Below are 18370 nucleotides of genomic sequence, written 5' to 3'. Positions count from 1 at the left end.
ACATCGCACTATATACCTAAGTATATTTTTTGTCAGTAACAGCGCCCAGCAATCAACTAAATTTCACTAGAACGCATGTAGTTGCTGGAAAAAAGTAAGTTTTGTATATCTGGCTTTATGTTGCAGCATAAAGGTTTTTTATGAGCTTTTTTCTTCTCTGTAATCTAAATGGCAGGGATTTTTATTCAAAATTGATAGCCGAACTTTAAACTTTATCTTACTTAGGGTATACTTTCCATCTAATACTTTAGAGAGACTCTTTGATATTTGAAACAATCTTATGTTCAATAGTCTCATTATTTTGACTAATGAGCAATTAATAATTATATCTTTAACAAACAGGGCGTGTTTTGCATTTTTTGTAAAAGGGGCTAGGGAATCGGGAGATGGGGAGATGGGGGAGTGTGGGGAGAGAGGGGGAAAGATTTTTTCCTCATCCTCCGACTCCTCCCACACTCCCAATGCCCCATACCCAATGAGTCTAGTAATCTCAAGGTATGTTACAAGACTTCAGCAAGTAAGGATTGCTTAACAGTGCGGTCAGTTGAAAATTTAAATATTTTTCAAATCATCCTAGTAATTTGCTACTTTTATGAGGTATATTAAGAAGCTGTTGTCTTTTTTGCCTGGATTTCATTAAACTGCTATGTTAGCTTCTGCCGAACAATGTCCCTCACAATATGTGGACAAAACTGATCTAACACACAATTTGTCAAGGCAAAATGTGTGCAACTCGGCTTTAGCCTTATTTCAAAACCAAGCACAAAGGCAAACCTATGACTATTCTTGTATACTTTTTTGGTTACTAGGCTACGTCATATCAAAGTCCTATAACATACTTTTGCCACTCTGTGTGCAGTCCACTCTTGAGATGTTTGCTGACCTCGAAATAAAGACTGCTATAAGGTTGGCGAGGAAGATGACGCAAAGGCATATGAGCTTCGTGGGGAGTGCGACTGCCTTTTTTAACATTGCAACGAACACAAGCTGTAACAATGTTCTCCCAGCTATCCCCTCCGCCGCGCGATCGCGGTATTACATGGTCTAAGGTCAATTCGTCTCCTGTGTAACCACAGTATTGACAGGCATGACCATCACGATGCAATATGTTTCGGCGAGTGAGAGGAATTTCTTTATAAGGAACGCGGACATAATGACGCAACCTAATTACGGTCGGCAGCGGAAAATCCGAATAAAGGAATTTACCGTTGTGTTCCACCCGTTCTGCCTTGCCCTTAATTAACAGAACCGCAGCGCGACGCCAACTCGTTATATTGAGAGGTTCGTAAGAGGCGTTTAAGACTAAAACCTTCCCCATTGATCTGCGCTAAGGGTATTAGTTTTACATATATTAACACAAATATACCCTTATAGGGAGATGATAAGAAATTATACTTTCTGGAATAATTCAGAAAATTAAGTTAGTCATTAGTCATTAGTTATTCTTTGTGCCCTATCTGTCTTTGCGTCCCCCCATCTCCCCGACTCCCCACTCCCGACTCCCCACTTCACCATCAGCATCTTGTATCAATTCCAAGTCAGCGTTAAACTTCCTGTTTAATCTGATCTCGCTTTTAGGAGCGTGTATAGATAGATAATCGGAAGTTTAGCTCTGCTGTGATAGGAGTCAGTACAAATGTTAAGTCGCAAGCAAAGCCCTGGTGTAGTTCCTAATGAACAGTGCGACACCTACGCATGGTTTTCGCAACGAGCTTGGGTAGAAATTGATTTAGGGGTGTTGTCGCACAATGTACAACAAATAGTGCAGCTGTTATCGCCACGTACTCAATTGATGGCAGTGGTAAAAGCTGATGCCTATGGACATGGAGCGGTAACAGTAGCCCAAATTGCAATCCAATCGGGAGCTAGCTGGCTGGGAGTTGCTACAGTTCCAGAGGCGATTCAATTGCGAGAAGGCGGAATTCAAGCACCGATTTTGATTTTAGGGGCGACTCATACACCAGAGCAAATTCATGCGATCGCTCAATGGCAACTTCAGCCGACACTGTGCAGTCCGAAACAAGCCTTAGTATTTTCTGATACTCTAGAATCCATGAACTATGGTTCTCCCGTACCCGTACACATCAAATTAGACACGGGAATGTCTAGGTTGGGAACTAATTGGCAGCAAGCTGCTGAATTTGTGCAATTGGTACAGCGGTTACCACATCTTTCTATTGCCAGTATTTATTCTCATTTGGCAACAGCAGACGATCCTGACACTACCGCGATGAAGGAACAGCATAGACGATTTGAGGAAGCGATCGCCCAAATCAAAGCAATGGGAATCCAACCGCCTTGCTTGCACTTGGCAAACTCAGCTGCTGCACTTACAGACCGAGCATTGCACTACGATATTGCACGAGTAGGTTTAGCAGTTTACGGACTTTATCCAGCAACCCATTTACAAAAGGCGATCGACCTCAAACCCGTTTTACAACTTAAGGCACGAGTTACCCAAGTCAAAACAATCGCCCCAGGAACCGCTGTCAGCTACGGTCATCAATTTATCGCCCCGCGTGAACTTCGCCTCGCCGTTGTGGGAATTGGCTATGCTGACGGTGTTCCTCGTAATCTTTCCAACAAAATGCATGTGTTAATTCGCGGTCAGCGAGTGCCGCAAATCGGGACAATCACAATGGATCAGTTGATGCTGGATGTCAGCGCCATACCCGATATCCAAGAAGGAGAAGTAGTCACTTTGCTTGGAGAACAGGGAAAAGAAAAAATTTCAGCAGACGATTGGGCAGAACAATTAAATACCATTTCTTGGGAAATTCTCTGCGGCTTCAAACATCGTCTGCCTCGGGTTGCGGTTATGTAATTGGGCATGGGGCATTGAGGATTGAGGATTACTTATTCTTTCTCCCCCTGCTCCCCCGGCCTCCCCATCTCCCCCACTCTCTATTCCCAAAAATAATTTCTTATGGTAAGATAAGAACCTATGCGGATGTGGCGGAATTGGCAGACGCGCTAGATTTAGGTTCTAGTTCCGAAAGGAGTGAAGGTTCAAGTCCTTTCATCCGCATTTTTAATTTAATTGCCGAAAACTGCATGAGGCTGTTGGCTTATGCAGTGAATTTATGAGTTAATTTATCGTCAACTGCAAGGAAGAGGGTCAGTAGAGCCAGATTCTACTGGCGTCAGAAGATTATTGTCTGTGTTTTCTAACTTTGCGATCGCTCAATGATTGTGCGATATCAAACCCGAAGACAATCGTCTTTGGTTTTAATCACTGCGTCGGTCGAATTTTACTTTTTTACTTAGTACTCGTTACTTAGCTCTGTTTCGGCGATCAGTTTTTCAATCAGTTCTATAACACCATCCCCGCGACTACCATGAGTCACAAAATCCACACGCTCTTTTAGTGTTGGCAAAGCATTGGCAACTGCCACTGAATAACCACAAAAACTGAGGAAATCATGGTCATTTTCTGCATCGCCAATCCCGACTACATTTTCAGGTGATAACTGCATTTCATCCAAAGCGGCAGCTAAGCCTGTGGCTTTGTTAATTCCTGAGGGTAGCACCATCACCGCACCCTTGTTCAATATGACTTGTAATTTTAATCCCAAGTGGCAGATAGTTTCTAAAACCGTAGTTTCATGGGGACGCCATGTGGCGACAATTACACGACCAACTGACACTGGCTTGACTTGGCGATCGCGCAATGCGTTAATAAATTCTGCTGATGGTTGCGAACCTAATAGTTTCTTTTGGCAGGTAGCTGGTGAGTAGAGCAAAGCACCGTTTTCTGCTACTACATAATCAAATAAATCTATATGTACAAAAACTTGTAGCAATTCATCTAGCTGTCTACCTGTCACCAAGATGAGTTTGTAACCAGAACTCCGCAGACGTGAAAGTGCTGCCAAAGTATTTTCATTTACATGATTGTCAGTTGCTAGTGTGCCGTCGTAGTCAGTGGCCAATACAGAATAATGCATAATATTTATTTAACCCACAGCATAATCTGTAAATTGGCGCTTAAATGGGGAATGAAAACCGATGACAATATCCTGCTTGGGGATACCTAAATTTGCTAAATCTTCTCCTACTTCATTTTCTGTACCATTGTGTTGCAGCCAAACTTTACCATTTTTGATGTCTAGATGTAAAAAACAACCATAAACACGACGTTGATTTTTCCAGCCGACATTTACAAGTTGATAGTGGTGATGTTCTGTGTCAAAAATTAATTGGGTTTCAATTTCTGGGTCTTGACTAGAAATTGCAGCATATTCTTGGAGAAGTTGCTGAATTATTTGTTGGTATTTTTTTAGTTTATCCATTCGACAATATCCTCCGTTACAGGCTGATAAGTAATCAATTTAAGTTGATATATTTTGATAACGTTTTGTATAAGTCTGATAGTAAAAAAGGAAGTATATGTATCGATGGGAACCGCTAAATAGAGAGTACGGTCTGGTTCTTGTTCAAATAATGCTAGTCGATAGTTAATAAACTGTCCTAAAGCTGTGTGAAATTCAGAAATTGCAGATGTTTTAAAAAAGCTTTTAATTTCAACAGCAATTTTTTCGCCCTCTCTTTCTGCTGCTAGAATTCTTTCGGCACCTAAGTCTATGTACATATCCCCTAACTCGAAACTGACAGGTAAGGGTTCGTGGGTAATTTTCCACCCTTCTTTTTCTAGTCCTTTTTTGACTGCGTTGTGAAAGATATCTCTTGCTGGCATAGTACAGTATTATAAAGCATTTTCTATTTTGTAATTCGTAATTATGTAGCGATCGCATCTTTGTTTTTACTTGAAACTGCTATTGGGCGCATCCTCCTGTTACCTTAATTTAGGGATAATCTTAAAAGTTTCAGTAGCTAGTTTTTTTGCTGAATGAAGATGTAGAGGGATGAGCGATCGTCGTCGGTAACACATCATTTGTAATGAAATTCTACACTTTTCTGGAATCTAGGGTACTGGTGTTGAATTATTCTCATAATAAAATTGCGTCTCATGCCCTTACCCATGAACGAACAGCGTCAGCAAGCCTATTCCAACTTCATTCAAAGACTGTTGAATTGCGGTAGTAACGATGAAGTCCAAGAGATTTTGGCAGCAAACGAAGAATTAGTAGATGTTGGCTTCTTGGGGGCGGTAGAAGCGAAGATGGAGATATTTTCGCATCAGGGATATGAGAATACAGCGAGTTGGTTGCAAGGTTTGGCAATGCAACTAAGGGAAGTGTTGAATATAGATACTAAAGTAGATTTGCAATCTCTTAGTGAAGAAGAGATACAGGCATATTTTCAATTTTTGATGGAAGTACTGCAAGCAACCGCAGAAAGTAACAGTGAGGCGCAGGTAGTTTACCCCTTGCTGGCAAAGAGTATAGACAAACTTGACGAAATGTTAGCAGAAATATTACGCCAGTGGGGGACAAATAGACTGGGGGAAGCGGAAGCAGATGTGGCCCAATCCATTGCTGGAGATATAGGAAATTTTAGCAATCTAATTCAGCAATTCCCTTTGGGTAACAAAGCCAGCAATATGGAAATTGCGATCACTGGCTATAAAGTTGCACTAACTGTCTACACCCGCAAAGCATTTCCCTATGAATGGGCAGCTGCTCAAAATAATCTCGCTTCTGCTTACAGTGATAGAATCACAGGGGATATAGCTGAGAATTTAGAGCGGGCGATCGCTTGTTACCAAAATGCTCTGAAAGTTACAACTTTTGAGGTTTTTCCCTATGATTGGGCAATGACGCAAAATAATCTCGGTCTTGCTTACAGCAATAGAATCAGAGGGGATATAGCTGAGAATTTAGAGCAGACGATAACTTATTACCAAGATGCTCTAAAAGTTTTTACTTTTGAAGCTTTTCCCAAAGATTGGGCATTGACGCAAAATAATCTCGCTAATGTATACCGTAAAAGAATCAGAGGGGAGCGGGCACAAAATTTAGAGCACGCAATTGCTTGTTTGCAAGATACTTTGAAAGTCAGAACTTTTAACGCTTTTCCCTATGATTGGGCAATGACGCAAAATAATCTCGGTCTTGCTTACAGCAATAGAATCAGAGGGGATATAGCTGAGAATTTAGAGCAGACGATAACTTATTACCAAGATGCTCTAAAAGTTTTTACTTTTGAAGCTTTTCCCAAAGATTGGGCATCGACGCAAAATAATCTCGGTCTTGCTTACAGCAATAGAATCAGAGGGAATATAGCTGAGAAATTAGAGCAGGCGATAACTTATTACCAAGATGCTCTAAAAGTTTTTACTTTTGAAGCTTTTCCCAAAGATTGGGCATTGACGCAAAATAATCTCGCTAATGTATACCGTAAAAGAATCAGAGGGGAGCGGGCACAAAATTTAGAGCACGCAATTGCTTGTTTGCAAGATACTTTGAAAGTCAGAACTTTTAACGCTTTTCCCCAAAATTGGGCAAGGACACAAATTAATCTCGGTCTTGCTTACAGTGACAGAATCACAGGGGAGCGGGTAGAGAATTTAGAGCAGGCGATAACTTATTACCAAGATGCTCTAAAAGTTTTTACTTTTGAAGCTTTTCCTCAAGATTGGGCAATGACGCATAATAATCTCGGTCTTGTTTACAGTGAAAGAATCACAGGGGATATAGCTGAGAATTTAGAGTGGGCGATCGCTTGTTACCAAGATGCTTTAGAAGTTTATACTTTTGACACTTTTCCTTATGAATGGGCAACCACGCAAAATAATCTCGGACTTGCTTTCCATAAAAGAATCACAGGGGATATAGCTGAAAATTTAGAATTGGCTATTGCTTGTTTCCAAGAAGCTCTGAAAGTTACAACTTTTGAGGTTTTTCCCTATGAATGGGCACAAACACAAAATAATCTCGGTCTTGCTTACTGGAACAGAATCAGAGAGGAGCGATCCGAGAATTTAGAGCAGGCGATCGCTTTTTTGCAAGAAGCTCTGAAAGTTTATACTTTTGACGCTTTTCCCCAAGACCATGCAGAAGCTTTATTTAACCTTGGGACAGTTTACCAAGAATCAAAACAGTTTGATTTAGCTTACAATACCTTTGACTCTGCCATTGCTACAGTAGAATCTCTGCGGTCAGAAATAGTTTCTGGGGAGGAAATCAAACGCAAACAAACAGAAGAATGGAACAAATTTTATCGCCGTATGGTAGAAGTTTGCTTGGAATTAGGTAAGTTCACAGCAGCGATTGAATATGTTGAACGTAGCAAAACTCGCAATTTAGTTGAACAGATCCTCGAACGTGACTCTAAAACTATCTTCCCTCCAGAGGTCGTAACTCAACTAGAAATATACAGGGATGAAATAGCTACAGGACAATATCAAATCCAAAATAGCAAAGTTGAAAATCCTAAAGTCCTAACACAACATCTCCAACAGTTGCGACAGCAGCGTAATGAATTGCAAAACCGCTACTTACCCGTTGGTTATGGTTTCAAATTTGACTCATTCCAGGCTACTTTGGATAAGCGTAGAGCCATTATCGAGTGGTATTTTCTTGACGAGAATAAAATTCTAGCATTTATTGTCAAATCTACAGGAGAGGTAACAGTTTGGCAATCCCAAGCAGAAGACCGACAAGCCTTAATTGATTGGGCAAATCAATATATGCAGAACTACTACAATCAAAAAGATCAGTGGCAGAATAGCTTAGGGGAAGAACTCAAAGAATTAGCTTCGATTCTGCACATTGATGAAATATTAAACCAGATACCAAAGCACTGCGATCAACTCATCCTAATTCCCCATAGGTTTTTGCATTTATTCCCCATTCATGCACTCCCAGTCAGTCAAAATTGTGAAAATTCGTCTTGTCTTCTGGATCTATTTGCTGGTGGTGTGAGTTATGCACCAAGTTGTCAACTATTACAACAAGTACAGCAACGAAAGCGCCCTGATTTTCAATCCCTGTTTGCCATCCAAAACCCTACAGAAGACCTGAATTACACCGATTTAGAAGTACAAGTTATTCAAAGCTACTTTAATACTGCTAATATCCTAAAAAAAACAGCAGCGACACTCACAGCAATTAATAATTCTGACTTAAATACTTACCACTGTGCTCATTTTAGCTGTCACGGGTATTTTAACTTAACAAACCCCGGTAAATCAGCCCTAATTTTAGCAAATGCACCTATCGCAGACACACCAACAAAACCTGATTCTGAACGTTACTTAACTTTACGAGTAGGAGAAACCCATGATTTAGAAAAATGTCTTACCCTAGATAAAATATTCAGTCTCAAACTAGAAAAATGTCGCCTCGTCACTCTTTCAGCTTGTGAAACTGGATTAATTGATTTTAACAATACCAGTGACGAATATATTGGTTTACCTAGCGGTTTTCTGTTAGCAGGTAGTCCCAGTGTTGTCAGTTCCCTTTGGACTGTTGATGACCTTTCCACGAGCTTTTTGATGATTAAATTATATGAAAACTTATTTAAAATTGATAATGCGGAAGCAGGAGATGTTGCTATAGCCCTTAAGCAAGCTCAAACATGGCTGCGAAATCTGACTATTGAGGAATTAGACACATTTTTGGAGGAACACAAACCCCAGATTGATAAAGTCCTTGCTCAATTAAGAGTGGGACAACGCATCAGATTTCAAGAATCTTTGAAACTAATTAAGCAACGTCAACCCCTACCTTTTGCAAATCCCTACTACTGGGCTGGATTTACAGCGTCTGGACTTTAAGCACCAGATTTAGGTACTTTACAAAACTCTTTCGCACCCAGTTTAAATATGCATATACTAAGTGCAGTTGCAGTACCCAGAGGAATGCCTGCACTAGCAGCCAATGGTTCTATAATTGGAGCAATTAATCCAGATTCCAAAGCGGTTCTGACTTCCTCTTGACAGATGAATTGGCGGCATTTTTCTAACCAATCATTTAATCCTCTATCTGCTTCCTGTGCAGTTTTCCGCATAACCAGCAGTGGAACGGCATCGTCTAAATAGCCTTCACATTCTTCTATGGTATCCAAAGCTACTAAAGCCTGGGGAAGATTCGCCAACTGGCTGCGAAACTGACTAATTTCCTCTGGTGTAACGGTAATCATTTAATAGTTTTAAGCAGTAAATACACGAAGCGTTAAATAATTATACATTTAATGCCTAATATAGAGATATGGCGTAGTTTACAGCCATAAGCATCGCGATCGCACAACATCAACAGTAGGAATAAACTGGCGGTCGCGCAAATTTTTTGGACAACCAGCTGTGCCAAAGCATTAACAATTCAAAATTCACGCATTAAAGACAATTTCAGACGAAGAGGAGTGCGGTCTTGGGGTCTCCCCAAGAGGAGCAACTCCGGGGGATTTAAACCCCAACTGAAACTGGGGCTACCTGTAGAGGTAGGGGTCTTATATCAAGTTCGGATAATCACTTATTATTAAAATTTCTCCGCGTTCCCGCGTCAGTCCTAATGATAAGTCTTCACCCGAACATGATATTAAACCCTTTTATTTACGATAAATTCTTATTTAAGTAAAAAATATTACTAAAATTATTATTGGTAATGTTTTATTTTTGCCCATAAAAACCAGTATTATTCCTGTGGTCATAACGGTCTTACTTAATGAAGAGTGGCTTTATTTAGTACTTGCTTATTTAAATGCTTGATTTTATTGCAGTGTAAATACAGAAGTTCAAATATATTATTTTAAGAAAATCAGTATTATTCCTGTGGTCAGAATGGGGTTACTCAATGGAAAGTGGCTTCATCTAGTCTTGACATTCCTATGTCTTATTTTTCCAGAATGTATATAAATCTCAGTAATAGGAAGTAAATTAATCACAATTTACGAATTTACTGAGATTTGAGCATTTGAGAATAACGCTGCTTTCGTTGAGTTCCACCACAAATGCTAGAGGTCAAATTTGTGTACTTTAAAATACAAAATTTTGAAGCCTTTTACTTAATTTGAATGTGGAAGAACTCTGCACTAATTTAGCTTACACGTACTGAATTTAGCTGAGTAAAAGCAAAATGAGCACAACTCCTATAGGTAGCTACAAGTTGTTCCAAAAACTACATCCGCTATCTCTGTTGGCACAATTAACTAGTCGGCGTGCTACAGGTTGCTTAAGCGTATTTACTGGGATAGTTTATTGGTCAATTTATCTAGAGGACGGTAAACTTACTTATGCCTCCTATTCAGATAAACTGTTTGAGCGGCTTGATAGTCACTTGCGGCGCTTGAGTCAGCAAATTCCGGCTCTCAACAGCGCTACTCGCATCCAGATGCGGTTGATGTTTGAGACGAAAAATGAACATCAATCAATACCAAACGCAGACTATCAAGCTATTTGCTGGCTAGTAAATCAAGATTTGATTACTCCTGTGCAAGCAGGAACTCTGATAGACGAATTAGCAAAAGAAGTACTGGAATCATTTCTGTGCTTAAAAGAAGGTAGCTATGAATTCAGTCCGGAGAACTCTTTGGATGAAGTACCAAAGTTCTGTCGTCTGGATTTACGGTTACTTGTCGAACATTGTCAAAAGCAGTTAAGAAATCGACAAAATATCCAGTCATCAATTCCTGCTGGTGTAAATTCTCAAGTTTTGCCACAATTGCAAATAAAACTTGGGCAAAAATCCCCCAGACAAATCAATTTTGATATTTCTGAGAATAATAATCTAACGACTCAGTTACCTGTCGGCAAAAGTACATATACAATTGCCTGCATTGATGATAGTCAAACAGTGTTGAATTCCATTAAACACTTTTTGGATGAAAACACATTTTCAGTTGTAATGATTAACGATCCGGTGAAAGCTTTAATGCAAATTCTCCGGAGTAAGCCCGATCTGATTTTGCTAGATGTTGAAATGCCTTCTTTAGACGGCTATGAACTATGTTCTTTATTAAGGAAACATTCGGCTTTTAAAAATATACCTATTATCATGGTGACTGGCAGAACAGGATTTATTGATAGGGCAAAGGCTAAAATGGTCAGGTCATCAGGATATTTGACTAAGCCTTTTACTCAGTCAGAATTGCTAAAAATGGTTTTTAAATATCTTGATTAATTTAGAATTCAGAATTCTTATACCAGATTTAATCACTTTAATTTATTTTTAGGAGATATATAGTGAGCCTGACTTTACTTGGCACAATTCTGATTGTAGAAGATTCTCCCAGCGAATTAGAATTAATGAGCCATTATCTCAAAGAAAGTGGTTATAACGTAATTAAAACTACTGGTGCAAAAGAAGCTTTAGAAAAAGCTGTGTTAGAAAAACCAGATGTAATTGTGACTGATGTAGTTATGCCGGAAATGAGTGGATTTGAATTGTGCCGCTCCCTCAGAAGAAATCCAATTACTGCAAAAGTACCGATTGTAATTTGTAGTTCTAAAAATCAGGAAATTGACCGTTTGTGGGCGATGAGACAAGGTGCAGATGCCTATATAACTAAACCTTACACCCGCGAACATCTCCTACGCACTATTAAATCAGTGGTAATTTGAATCAATGATTAGTACAAACATTACACTTTCCCCAAAACCAGCCGAAAATAACTTAGCAGACGGTTATTTAAAATTTCAACTAAATCAACAGACTGGTGCAGTTTTATCAATGAAGCATACTCAAGAAGCAATTCTTGTGCCTGTTGAGTCTGTTACCTCGATGCCTAATATGCCTCCTTCCATATTAGGGTTAATGAATTGGCGGAGTCGAATAATTTGGGTAGTTGATTTGCCAAGAATGCTGAATTTAGAATCTCTTGATTATCGGGTGCGCCAGTATAGTGCGATCGTTATCCGAGTGGAATCACTGCTTTTAGGATTAGTTGTACAAGAAATCAAAGGTACAATTAGGTTTGTTGCAGATGAAATTCATTCTCCCATAGGACAAGTGGCATCAAGCTTAGTTCCTTATTTATGTGGCTGTGTAGTGCAACAAAAAGAAATATTACTGGTGTTAGATTCTCAGGCTATTGTACAGTCCTCTATTCTTCGTAGTGATTAGAGTTTACTAAAAATAATTTAGGAGTCAGAATTCTTTATAAAAAATAATTTTTAGTTCACTTATTCACGCATTGGAGAAATAATCTTATGTTTAATAAAACTGGCACAAACAACGGTAGTAGTCCTCAAAATCGGGCATCGCTGATTTCATCTCAAAAAGTGACTGGAAATGTAGTAAAACTGCCAAGTAAGCTGACTACTGAAACTGCGAGTAATTCTTCTGGAAATCAAGCTTTTAGCTATTTTACAAAGCTGAGTTTAGTTACGAAAGCGACAATTTTGGCGATCGCCATTGGTACACTACCAGTATTGGCCATAGGTGCGATCGCTTTTAGCTTTGCCAACAAATCCATTACTAAGCAAATTACTCAGTCTCAACAAGCCCAAGCCACTGGTTTAAGTGATAAAATAAACCGTTTCATGTTGGGACGTTATGGAGATATCCAAGTTATATCTAGTTTGCCATTTTTGACAAATTCTCAAATTAGTAACAGCACAAGTAGTCAAGAAAAGCAAGCAGTATTAAATCGCGTTGTTGAAGCTTACCAAGCTTATGATAGTGTTGCCATTTTCGATCGCCTTGGCAATTTAATTGTTCAATCTACAGGCGAAGTTCTGGAAAACCAAAAAGACCAGAAGTATTTTCAAGAGGTTCTACAAAAAGATGCCCCTGTGATTAGTAATCCAGAAGCAATAACAAGTACTGGTGTCGCTAACATTTACATAGCGGCACCGATTAAAAATACATATACAGGTCAAACAATTGGCATAGTTAGAGCGCGAATGCCCGTCAAATCTTTAGATGAAGTCATCAAAAACTACGCACTCAATGGACAAACATATCATTTACTTGATGCTGCGGGTACAGTTTTTTTGAGTCCACAACAAAAATTCTTAGGTAAACAAGCAAAGGCAGAATATCAGAGTTTCGCTAAACTGCTAACAGCAAAAAAAGTAGATAGTTTTATCGAAGTTCCTAAAAATTATAAAAAACAACAATTAGTTAGCTACGTACCATCAACTAAGTTAAATGGCCTGCCTGATTTAAATTGGCAGGTACTTTTATCTACAGACACAGCAATTGTATTTGAACCGCAAAGACAATTGTTATGGATTATAGCCATCGGCACTGGATTGACAGCTTTGATTATCGCAGCGATCGCATCTTGGTTAGCGAAACTCACTGCACAGCCAATTCTCAATGCAACTGCGGCATTAACAAAGCTAAATCAAGGCAAATTGAATACCCGTTTGGACACCGGAAGAGAAGATGAATTAGGGGTATTGAATGCAAATATCAACCAGATGGCCGAACAATTAGAGGTCTTGTCCAAGGAACAGGAACTAGATGTTGAAGGGGCAAAATTACTAGCAGACATTACCCTGAAGATTCGGAGAACTCTGAAAACAGAAGATATTTATCAAGCAGCAGTTAAAGAAGTTCACCGAGCCATCAAAACAGACCGGGTAATTGTTTATCGTTTGAATCCAGAGACTAAAGATGGTATCGTTGTTGCTGAATCATTAAGTGGCAATTGGCCAGAAGCGATCGGAGTGCGAATCGACGATCCTTATTTTTGGGAACAGCATATAGAAAATTATCAAGATAACCGAGTGCAAGCAGTTTCCAACATTTATCTAGACCAAAACTTGAAAAATGCCGATACTTACATTCAACTATTAGACAAATTTGCCGTCAAAGGTTATCTGATTACACCGATTTTTATCCAAGAACAACTTTTCGGCTTATTAATTGCTCATAATTGCCAAAATTCTCGTGTTTGGCAACAGCCGGAAATTAACTTGTTTCAACACATAGCAACTCAAATCGGTTATGCATTAGAAGAAGCGAAGTTACTAGAACAAATAGAACAAGCCAAAAATGTTGCAGTCAAAGGTTCTGATGAAGAACGGCACGAAAAAGAAGCACTGCAACAACAACTTTTAGAACTACTCGATGACATCGAAGGTGCAGCCATAGGCGACTTGACAGTGCGTGCAGACGTGACTGCCGGAGAAATAGGTACTGTTGCCGATTTTTTCAACTCCATTGTGGAAAGTCTGCGAGATATTGTTACCCAAGTCAAACAAGCCGCTACTCAAGTAAATACTGCCATCGGCTCTAACGAAGGAGCCATCCGCCAACTAGCAGAGCAAGCACTCACCCAAGCTACTCAAATCAACTGCACTCTCGATGCTGTCGATCAAATGACCCAATCTATGCAGGCTGTAGCCGAAAGTGCCGAAAAAGCAGCTTTTATTGCCAATCATGCTGCTCACAACGCCACTCAGAGCGGGCACGCGATGGATTTGACAGTACAAAATATTCTGTCTATGCGGGAAACAGTTGGGGAAACTGCTAAAAAAGTCAAGCGTCTCGGCGAATCTTCACAACAAATTTCTCGCGTCGTTTCGTTAATTAACCAAATCGCCATCCAAACTAACTTACTTGCCATTAACGCCGGTATTGAAGCAGCCCGCGCAGGTGAAGAAGGTCAGGGTTTTGCTGTAGTTGCCGAAGAAGTCGGCGAACTAGCGATTCGGAGTGCCGCTGCAACTCAGGAAATTGAAGAAATTGTGGGGAATATCCAACGAGAAACTAGCGAAGTGGTGCAGGCAATGGAAATCGGAACCATCCAAGTGGTGGAAGGTACTCGAATTGTAGAGGAAGCCAAGGAAAGTCTCAGTCAAATTTTGGATGTATCCCGTCAAATTGACTTTTTAGTGCAGTCGATTTCCACTGCAACTGCATCTCAAGTAGAAACATCACAAAGTGTCAGCCAATTGATGAAAGACATCGCTGCCGTATCACAACGCACCAGCGATTCTTCTCTGCAAATTTCCCAATCTCTGCAAGAAACTGTGGAGATTTCCCAGCAATTGCAAGAGACTGTCGAAACTTTCAAAGTTAGTTAAGTTTTGTCATTTGTCATTTGTTATTTGTCCTTTATCCTTTGTCATTTGTCTTTCGTATTTTGCTAATGACTAATAACTAATGACCAGTGACTAATGACCAGTGACTAATGACCAATGACTAATGGCTAATGACTAATGACTAAGGACAAAAACCATGCTAAATGACAAAGAATTAGAAATCCAGATGCAATTTCTGGAAGAAGCAACAGATTACTTGAATACCCTGGAAGGGGTATTGCTGGAAATCGATACTAGTAACCGCATCGATTTAGATAAAATCAATGCTGCACTCCGGGCTGCTCATTCTATCAAAGGCGGTGCGGCGATGATGGGATTTAAATCGCTGAGTGATTTATCGCATCGTTTAGAAGATTCTTTTAAAGTTTTAAAAACTCGCAAAACTTCTTTAGAAATTGATACTCAGTTGCAAAGTTTATTGCTTTCTGGTGTTGATTGGTTGCGTCAAATTGTTGACTTGCTGGCACAGGGAAATCTGGTTGAAGAACAGTGGTTAGCAACTTTTTGTTACCCAATTTTTGATGAGTTGCACGAACGCTTGGGTGACCCCAGCCCTGAAGATGCGACAAGCATGTTATCCCCAGAAGATGGGCAAGATGTTATTCCTTTGCTATTTGAAACAGAAGTAGAAGAATGTTTGCAGCGCTTAGAATCTGCGTTGGCAAATAGCCAGCAGTCTAATTTACAAGAAGAATTTGCCGTGATGGCAGCAGAATTAGGCGGCTTAGGGGAAATGCTCCAACTGCCAGCTTTTAGCAAACTTTGTGAGTCAGTAACCCAGCAATTAGCCACTGCAAGCAGCGATGTCTCCGACAACCCCTTCGGGGAACGCATTTATGAAATTGCTCAGTTAGCATTGCAAGCATGGCGGCGATCGCAAGCTTTGGTACTCACAAATCAATTAGATAATTTACCTACAGAAATTCAATTTGGTAATTCTACCCAATCCCAGTCAATATTAAAGACAGAAGTAATACCAGAGTTTATGGGCACAGATGCAACTGACACAGATATTCTGGAAACAGAAATCGTGTCAACATCTACAGAAAATTTAAATAAAAATGAAACAGTTGCTGCCAATTTTACATTTTTAGATGCAGAATTTACCGATGATTCCCATGCTATAAATATTACAGAGCAAAATACTATATTTGCTAGAGAAAATCACACTCCAGATGGCAAATTAACTGTTGGTAAAGAACGTGAAATTCAAGACAATACTGTTCGAGTTCCCAGCAAACAACTCGAACAAATTAATGATTTATTTGGGGAACTGATTGTTCAGCGCAATGGTTTAAATGCCCAACTAGAAAGATTACGCAAATTAGTCCGGAATCTCAACCAGCGAGTGCAAGTTCTCGACCGAGAAAACCAAGAATTACGTACAGCTTACGGGAAAGTTTCAACTCAATTCGCCGTGGTTGGTAGTGGGAAATTGCCACTTGAAAATGGCAACCATATACGAGAGACAGAGAACGCCCTTGATGGTTTAGCAATGGATCGCTATAACGATTTAAACCTGCGATCGCAGGAAGTTATGGAAACCATTGTTCAGCTACAAGAAGTCACAACTGATGTGCAATTAAGTGTAGACGACACAGACCAAATTGCTCGCAAAATTAACAAAACATCAAAACAATTACAAACAAAACTTAATCATATCCGGATGCGGCCGCTGTCGGATTTAGTTGAGCGTTTTCCTAGAGCTTTGCGTGAATTAAATGTAGAGTATGGAAAAAATGTACAGCTAAAAATTGAAGGTGGTAATACTCTTATTGAACGCAGTATTTTAGAAGCATTGAACGAGCCTTTGATGCACCTATTAAGAAATGCCTTCGATCATGGTATTGAAGACGCTGCTACGCGCCGCCTTCTCGGTAAACCAGAACAAGGATTAATTGAAATTAAAGCGACTCATCATGGTAATCGCACGCTTATTAGTATACGTGATGATGGTTGGGGCATTTCTCTGGAGAAAATTCGCACCCGCGCCTTAGCTATGGGATTAGATACTTCTCTCATCACTAATGCTAGTGATGAAGAACTGTTATCACTAATTTTTGAACCAGGTTTTAGCACTTCCGACCAAGTGACAACATTATCTGGTCGTGGTGTTGGTATGGATGTAGTTCGCAACAATCTTAAATTGATTCGAGGAGATATCAAAGTTGATACCGAACCAGGAGTTGGTACAACCTTCACCCTCTCAGTACCATTTACACTTTCCGTGGGACGAGTATTGCTAGTAGAAATTAACAAAATGCTATTGGCATTTCCCACAGATGTCATTTCCGAAATATCGTTACTTCAAAATGAGCGAATTTTCCAAATGGCAGGTAGCGAAGTCCTGAATTGGCAAGGAACTATGTTGCCACTAATTCGCCTGAGTCGCTACTTACAATTTAATTGCCTGCGTTACGATAGTACAGAACTGGAAACTCCGGCAGCAATTAATGTTAACAGCATCTTAGTAGTTAAAGGTAATAATCAAACAGTAGCAATACAAATAGACCGTTGTTGGGGTGAACAAGAAGTTGCTATTCGCCAAATCGAAGGAAATATACCTCTACCTCAAGGCTTTAGCAACTGCACAATTCTCGGTGATGGTCGAGTAGTGCCACTAGTTAATACCAACGAATTGCTGTATTGGATTGCTAGTAATCAGCGGACTCCTAGAGGTACTCAATTACCATCAGCAAGATTAAAGACACCATTTTTGATATTTGACGAAGAGAAAATATCAGCAGCATCTACCAAATTCAAAGGCACAATCTTGATTGTAGATGACTCAATTAATGTTCGCCGCTTCTTAGCTTTAACCCTGGAAAAAGGAGGGTATCAAGTAGAACAAGCAAAAGACGGTCAAGACGCTTTAGAAAAACTCCAAAATGGATTGAGAGTTGAAGCAGTAATTTGTGATATTGAAATGCCTCGTCTTGATGGTTATGGCTTTTTAGGTAAGGTCAATTCCGACGTTGATACAAAAAACATTCCAGTTGCGATGCTAACTTCTCGTAGTAGTAATAAACATCGGCAATTGGCTATGCAATTGGGGGCGAGAGCCTACTTTTCTAAACCTTATAACGAACAAGAATTACTCCAAACATTGGAAGAAATCATTCGTAATGTTGCAGAAAAGGCAGCGTCTAATTAAGCTGGGGACTGGGAATTAGGGACTGGGACAATTATGGGCTAATACCGTTCAGAGCTTTTCGTAGTGGCGTGGCAAGCTTAAAATGGTGCAATAGAAAAATTGGATTATGTCTTTTAACTTGAATTTTTCAGAGATTTTTAATGCAACATTTTAGCTGTGTCAGTCCAGTAGAGTGCGTTACGCCAAAGGCTAACGCACCACTTGTTTTTGACATTCTTGTGGTAACAACAGTTTGTCCGTTTGTTACCAATACAGAAGCGGACGTTAAGAATAAAGTTGTTGTCGTTACCACAGCTTGTCCGTTCGTTAACAACATAACT

At 39.8% G+C, this 18370-nt stretch carries 12 protein-coding genes and 1 tRNA gene; 8 read left to right on the top strand and 5 right to left on the bottom strand.

Going from position 1 to position 18370, the window contains the following annotated elements; translation table 11 throughout:
• Positions 1-820: 820 nt before the first annotated feature.
• Positions 821-1318, bottom strand: coding sequence for an HNH endonuclease (locus tag ACM0OY_RS18205; protein WP_190883361.1), 498 nt, complete (start codon positions 1316-1318; stop codon positions 821-823).
• A 318-nt stretch (positions 1319-1636) separates the two neighbouring features.
• On the opposite strand from ACM0OY_RS18205, the gene alr reads away from it, so the two are divergent.
• A complete protein-coding gene (gene alr / locus ACM0OY_RS18200; protein WP_414570247.1) occupies positions 1637-2824 on the top strand; it encodes an alanine racemase in 1188 nt (395 codons plus the stop codon).
• 122 nt (positions 2825-2946) lie between these two features.
• Positions 2947-3028, top strand: a tRNA-Leu gene (locus tag ACM0OY_RS18195).
• Positions 3029-3263: 235 nt separating this feature from the next.
• On the opposite strand, the gene ACM0OY_RS18190 is transcribed toward ACM0OY_RS18195, so the two are convergent.
• Genes ACM0OY_RS18190 through ACM0OY_RS18180 form a run of 3 tightly spaced genes read right to left on the bottom strand, consistent with a single transcriptional unit; the run spans position 3264 to position 4696 of the window.
• Positions 3264-3947 (bottom strand): HAD family hydrolase, encoded by a 684-nt coding sequence (locus ACM0OY_RS18190; RefSeq protein WP_414570246.1) that lies wholly within the window; start codon positions 3945-3947, stop codon positions 3264-3266.
• A 9-nt stretch (positions 3948-3956) separates the two neighbouring features.
• On the bottom strand, positions 3957-4292 hold the full coding sequence (locus ACM0OY_RS18185) for a XisI protein (protein ID WP_414570245.1): 336 nt from the start codon (positions 4290-4292) through the stop codon (positions 3957-3959).
• The gene (locus ACM0OY_RS18180) at positions 4280-4696 is read right to left on the bottom strand and encodes a XisH family protein (RefSeq protein ID WP_414570244.1); all 417 of its coding nucleotides are present in this window, start codon (positions 4694-4696) and stop codon (positions 4280-4282) included. Before ACM0OY_RS18180 ends, ACM0OY_RS18185 begins: the two co-directional genes overlap by 13 nt.
• Positions 4697-4969: 273 nt before the next feature.
• On the opposite strand from ACM0OY_RS18180, the gene ACM0OY_RS18175 reads away from it, so the two are divergent.
• Positions 4970-8680: a CHAT domain-containing protein gene (locus ACM0OY_RS18175; protein WP_414570243.1), complete on the top strand. Its 3711-nt coding sequence runs from the start codon at positions 4970-4972 to the stop codon at positions 8678-8680.
• Here the strand turns inward: ACM0OY_RS18175 and ACM0OY_RS18170 are convergent.
• The gene (locus ACM0OY_RS18170) at positions 8677-9045 is read right to left on the bottom strand and encodes a hypothetical protein (protein WP_414570242.1); all 369 of its coding nucleotides are present in this window, start codon (positions 9043-9045) and stop codon (positions 8677-8679) included. The two genes, ACM0OY_RS18175 and ACM0OY_RS18170, sit on opposite strands and share 4 nt — an antisense overlap.
• Positions 9046-9977: 932 nt before the next feature.
• Here ACM0OY_RS18170 and ACM0OY_RS18165 point away from each other — a divergent pair.
• The 5 genes from ACM0OY_RS18165 to ACM0OY_RS18145 all read left to right on the top strand — a co-directional run bounded on the left by ACM0OY_RS18165 (position 9978) and on the right by ACM0OY_RS18145 (position 18050).
• The gene (locus ACM0OY_RS18165; protein ID WP_414570241.1) at positions 9978-11021 is read left to right on the top strand and encodes a response regulator; all 1044 of its coding nucleotides are present in this window, start codon (positions 9978-9980) and stop codon (positions 11019-11021) included.
• Between the two features lie 62 nt (positions 11022-11083).
• Complete coding sequence (locus ACM0OY_RS18160) at positions 11084-11461, top strand: response regulator (protein ID WP_414570240.1); 378 nt, start codon at positions 11084-11086, stop codon at positions 11459-11461.
• Positions 11462-11465: 4 nt separating this feature from the next.
• Complete coding sequence (locus tag ACM0OY_RS18155) at positions 11466-11963, top strand: chemotaxis protein CheW (protein ID WP_414570239.1); 498 nt, start codon at positions 11466-11468, stop codon at positions 11961-11963.
• A gap of 86 nt (positions 11964-12049) precedes the next feature.
• Positions 12050-14878 carry a methyl-accepting chemotaxis protein gene (locus ACM0OY_RS18150; RefSeq protein ID WP_414570238.1) on the top strand — a complete coding sequence of 943 codons (2829 nt, stop codon included), beginning with the start codon at positions 12050-12052 and terminating at the stop codon, positions 14876-14878.
• A 154-nt stretch (positions 14879-15032) separates the two neighbouring features.
• Complete coding sequence (locus tag ACM0OY_RS18145) at positions 15033-18050, top strand: response regulator (protein ID WP_414570237.1); 3018 nt, start codon at positions 15033-15035, stop codon at positions 18048-18050.
• Positions 18051-18370 lie beyond the last annotated feature (320 nt).

Origin of the sequence: Nostoc sp. CCY 9925, from assembly GCF_963920935.1 — a bacterium.
GTDB lineage: Bacteria > Cyanobacteriota > Cyanobacteriia > Cyanobacteriales > Nostocaceae > Nostoc.
This window is presented reverse-complemented; position numbering and strand designations above follow the sequence as displayed.

Excerpts from the sequence above, each read along its gene's own strand:
- ACM0OY_RS18175 (WP_414570243.1), top strand. The coding sequence starts at position 4,970 with ATGCCCTTACCCATGAACGAACAGCGTCAGCAAGCCTATTCCAACTTC.
- alr (WP_414570247.1), top strand. The coding sequence starts at position 1,637 with ATGTTAAGTCGCAAGCAAAGCCCTGGTGTAGTTCCTAATGAACAGTGC.
- ACM0OY_RS18150 (WP_414570238.1), top strand. The coding sequence starts at position 12,050 with ATGTTTAATAAAACTGGCACAAACAACGGTAGTAGTCCTCAAAATCGG.
- ACM0OY_RS18170 (WP_414570242.1), bottom strand. The coding sequence starts at position 9,045 with ATGATTACCGTTACACCAGAGGAAATTAGTCAGTTTCGCAGCCAGTTG.
- ACM0OY_RS18165 (WP_414570241.1), top strand. The coding sequence starts at position 9,978 with ATGAGCACAACTCCTATAGGTAGCTACAAGTTGTTCCAAAAACTACAT.
- ACM0OY_RS18190 (WP_414570246.1), bottom strand. The coding sequence starts at position 3,947 with ATGCATTATTCTGTATTGGCCACTGACTACGACGGCACACTAGCAACT.
- ACM0OY_RS18180 (WP_414570244.1), bottom strand. The coding sequence starts at position 4,696 with ATGCCAGCAAGAGATATCTTTCACAACGCAGTCAAAAAAGGACTAGAA.
- ACM0OY_RS18155 (WP_414570239.1), top strand. The coding sequence starts at position 11,466 with ATGATTAGTACAAACATTACACTTTCCCCAAAACCAGCCGAAAATAAC.
- ACM0OY_RS18145 (WP_414570237.1), top strand. The coding sequence starts at position 15,033 with ATGCTAAATGACAAAGAATTAGAAATCCAGATGCAATTTCTGGAAGAA.
- ACM0OY_RS18185 (WP_414570245.1), bottom strand. The coding sequence starts at position 4,292 with ATGGATAAACTAAAAAAATACCAACAAATAATTCAGCAACTTCTCCAA.
- ACM0OY_RS18205 (WP_190883361.1), bottom strand. The coding sequence starts at position 1,318 with ATGGGGAAGGTTTTAGTCTTAAACGCCTCTTACGAACCTCTCAATATA.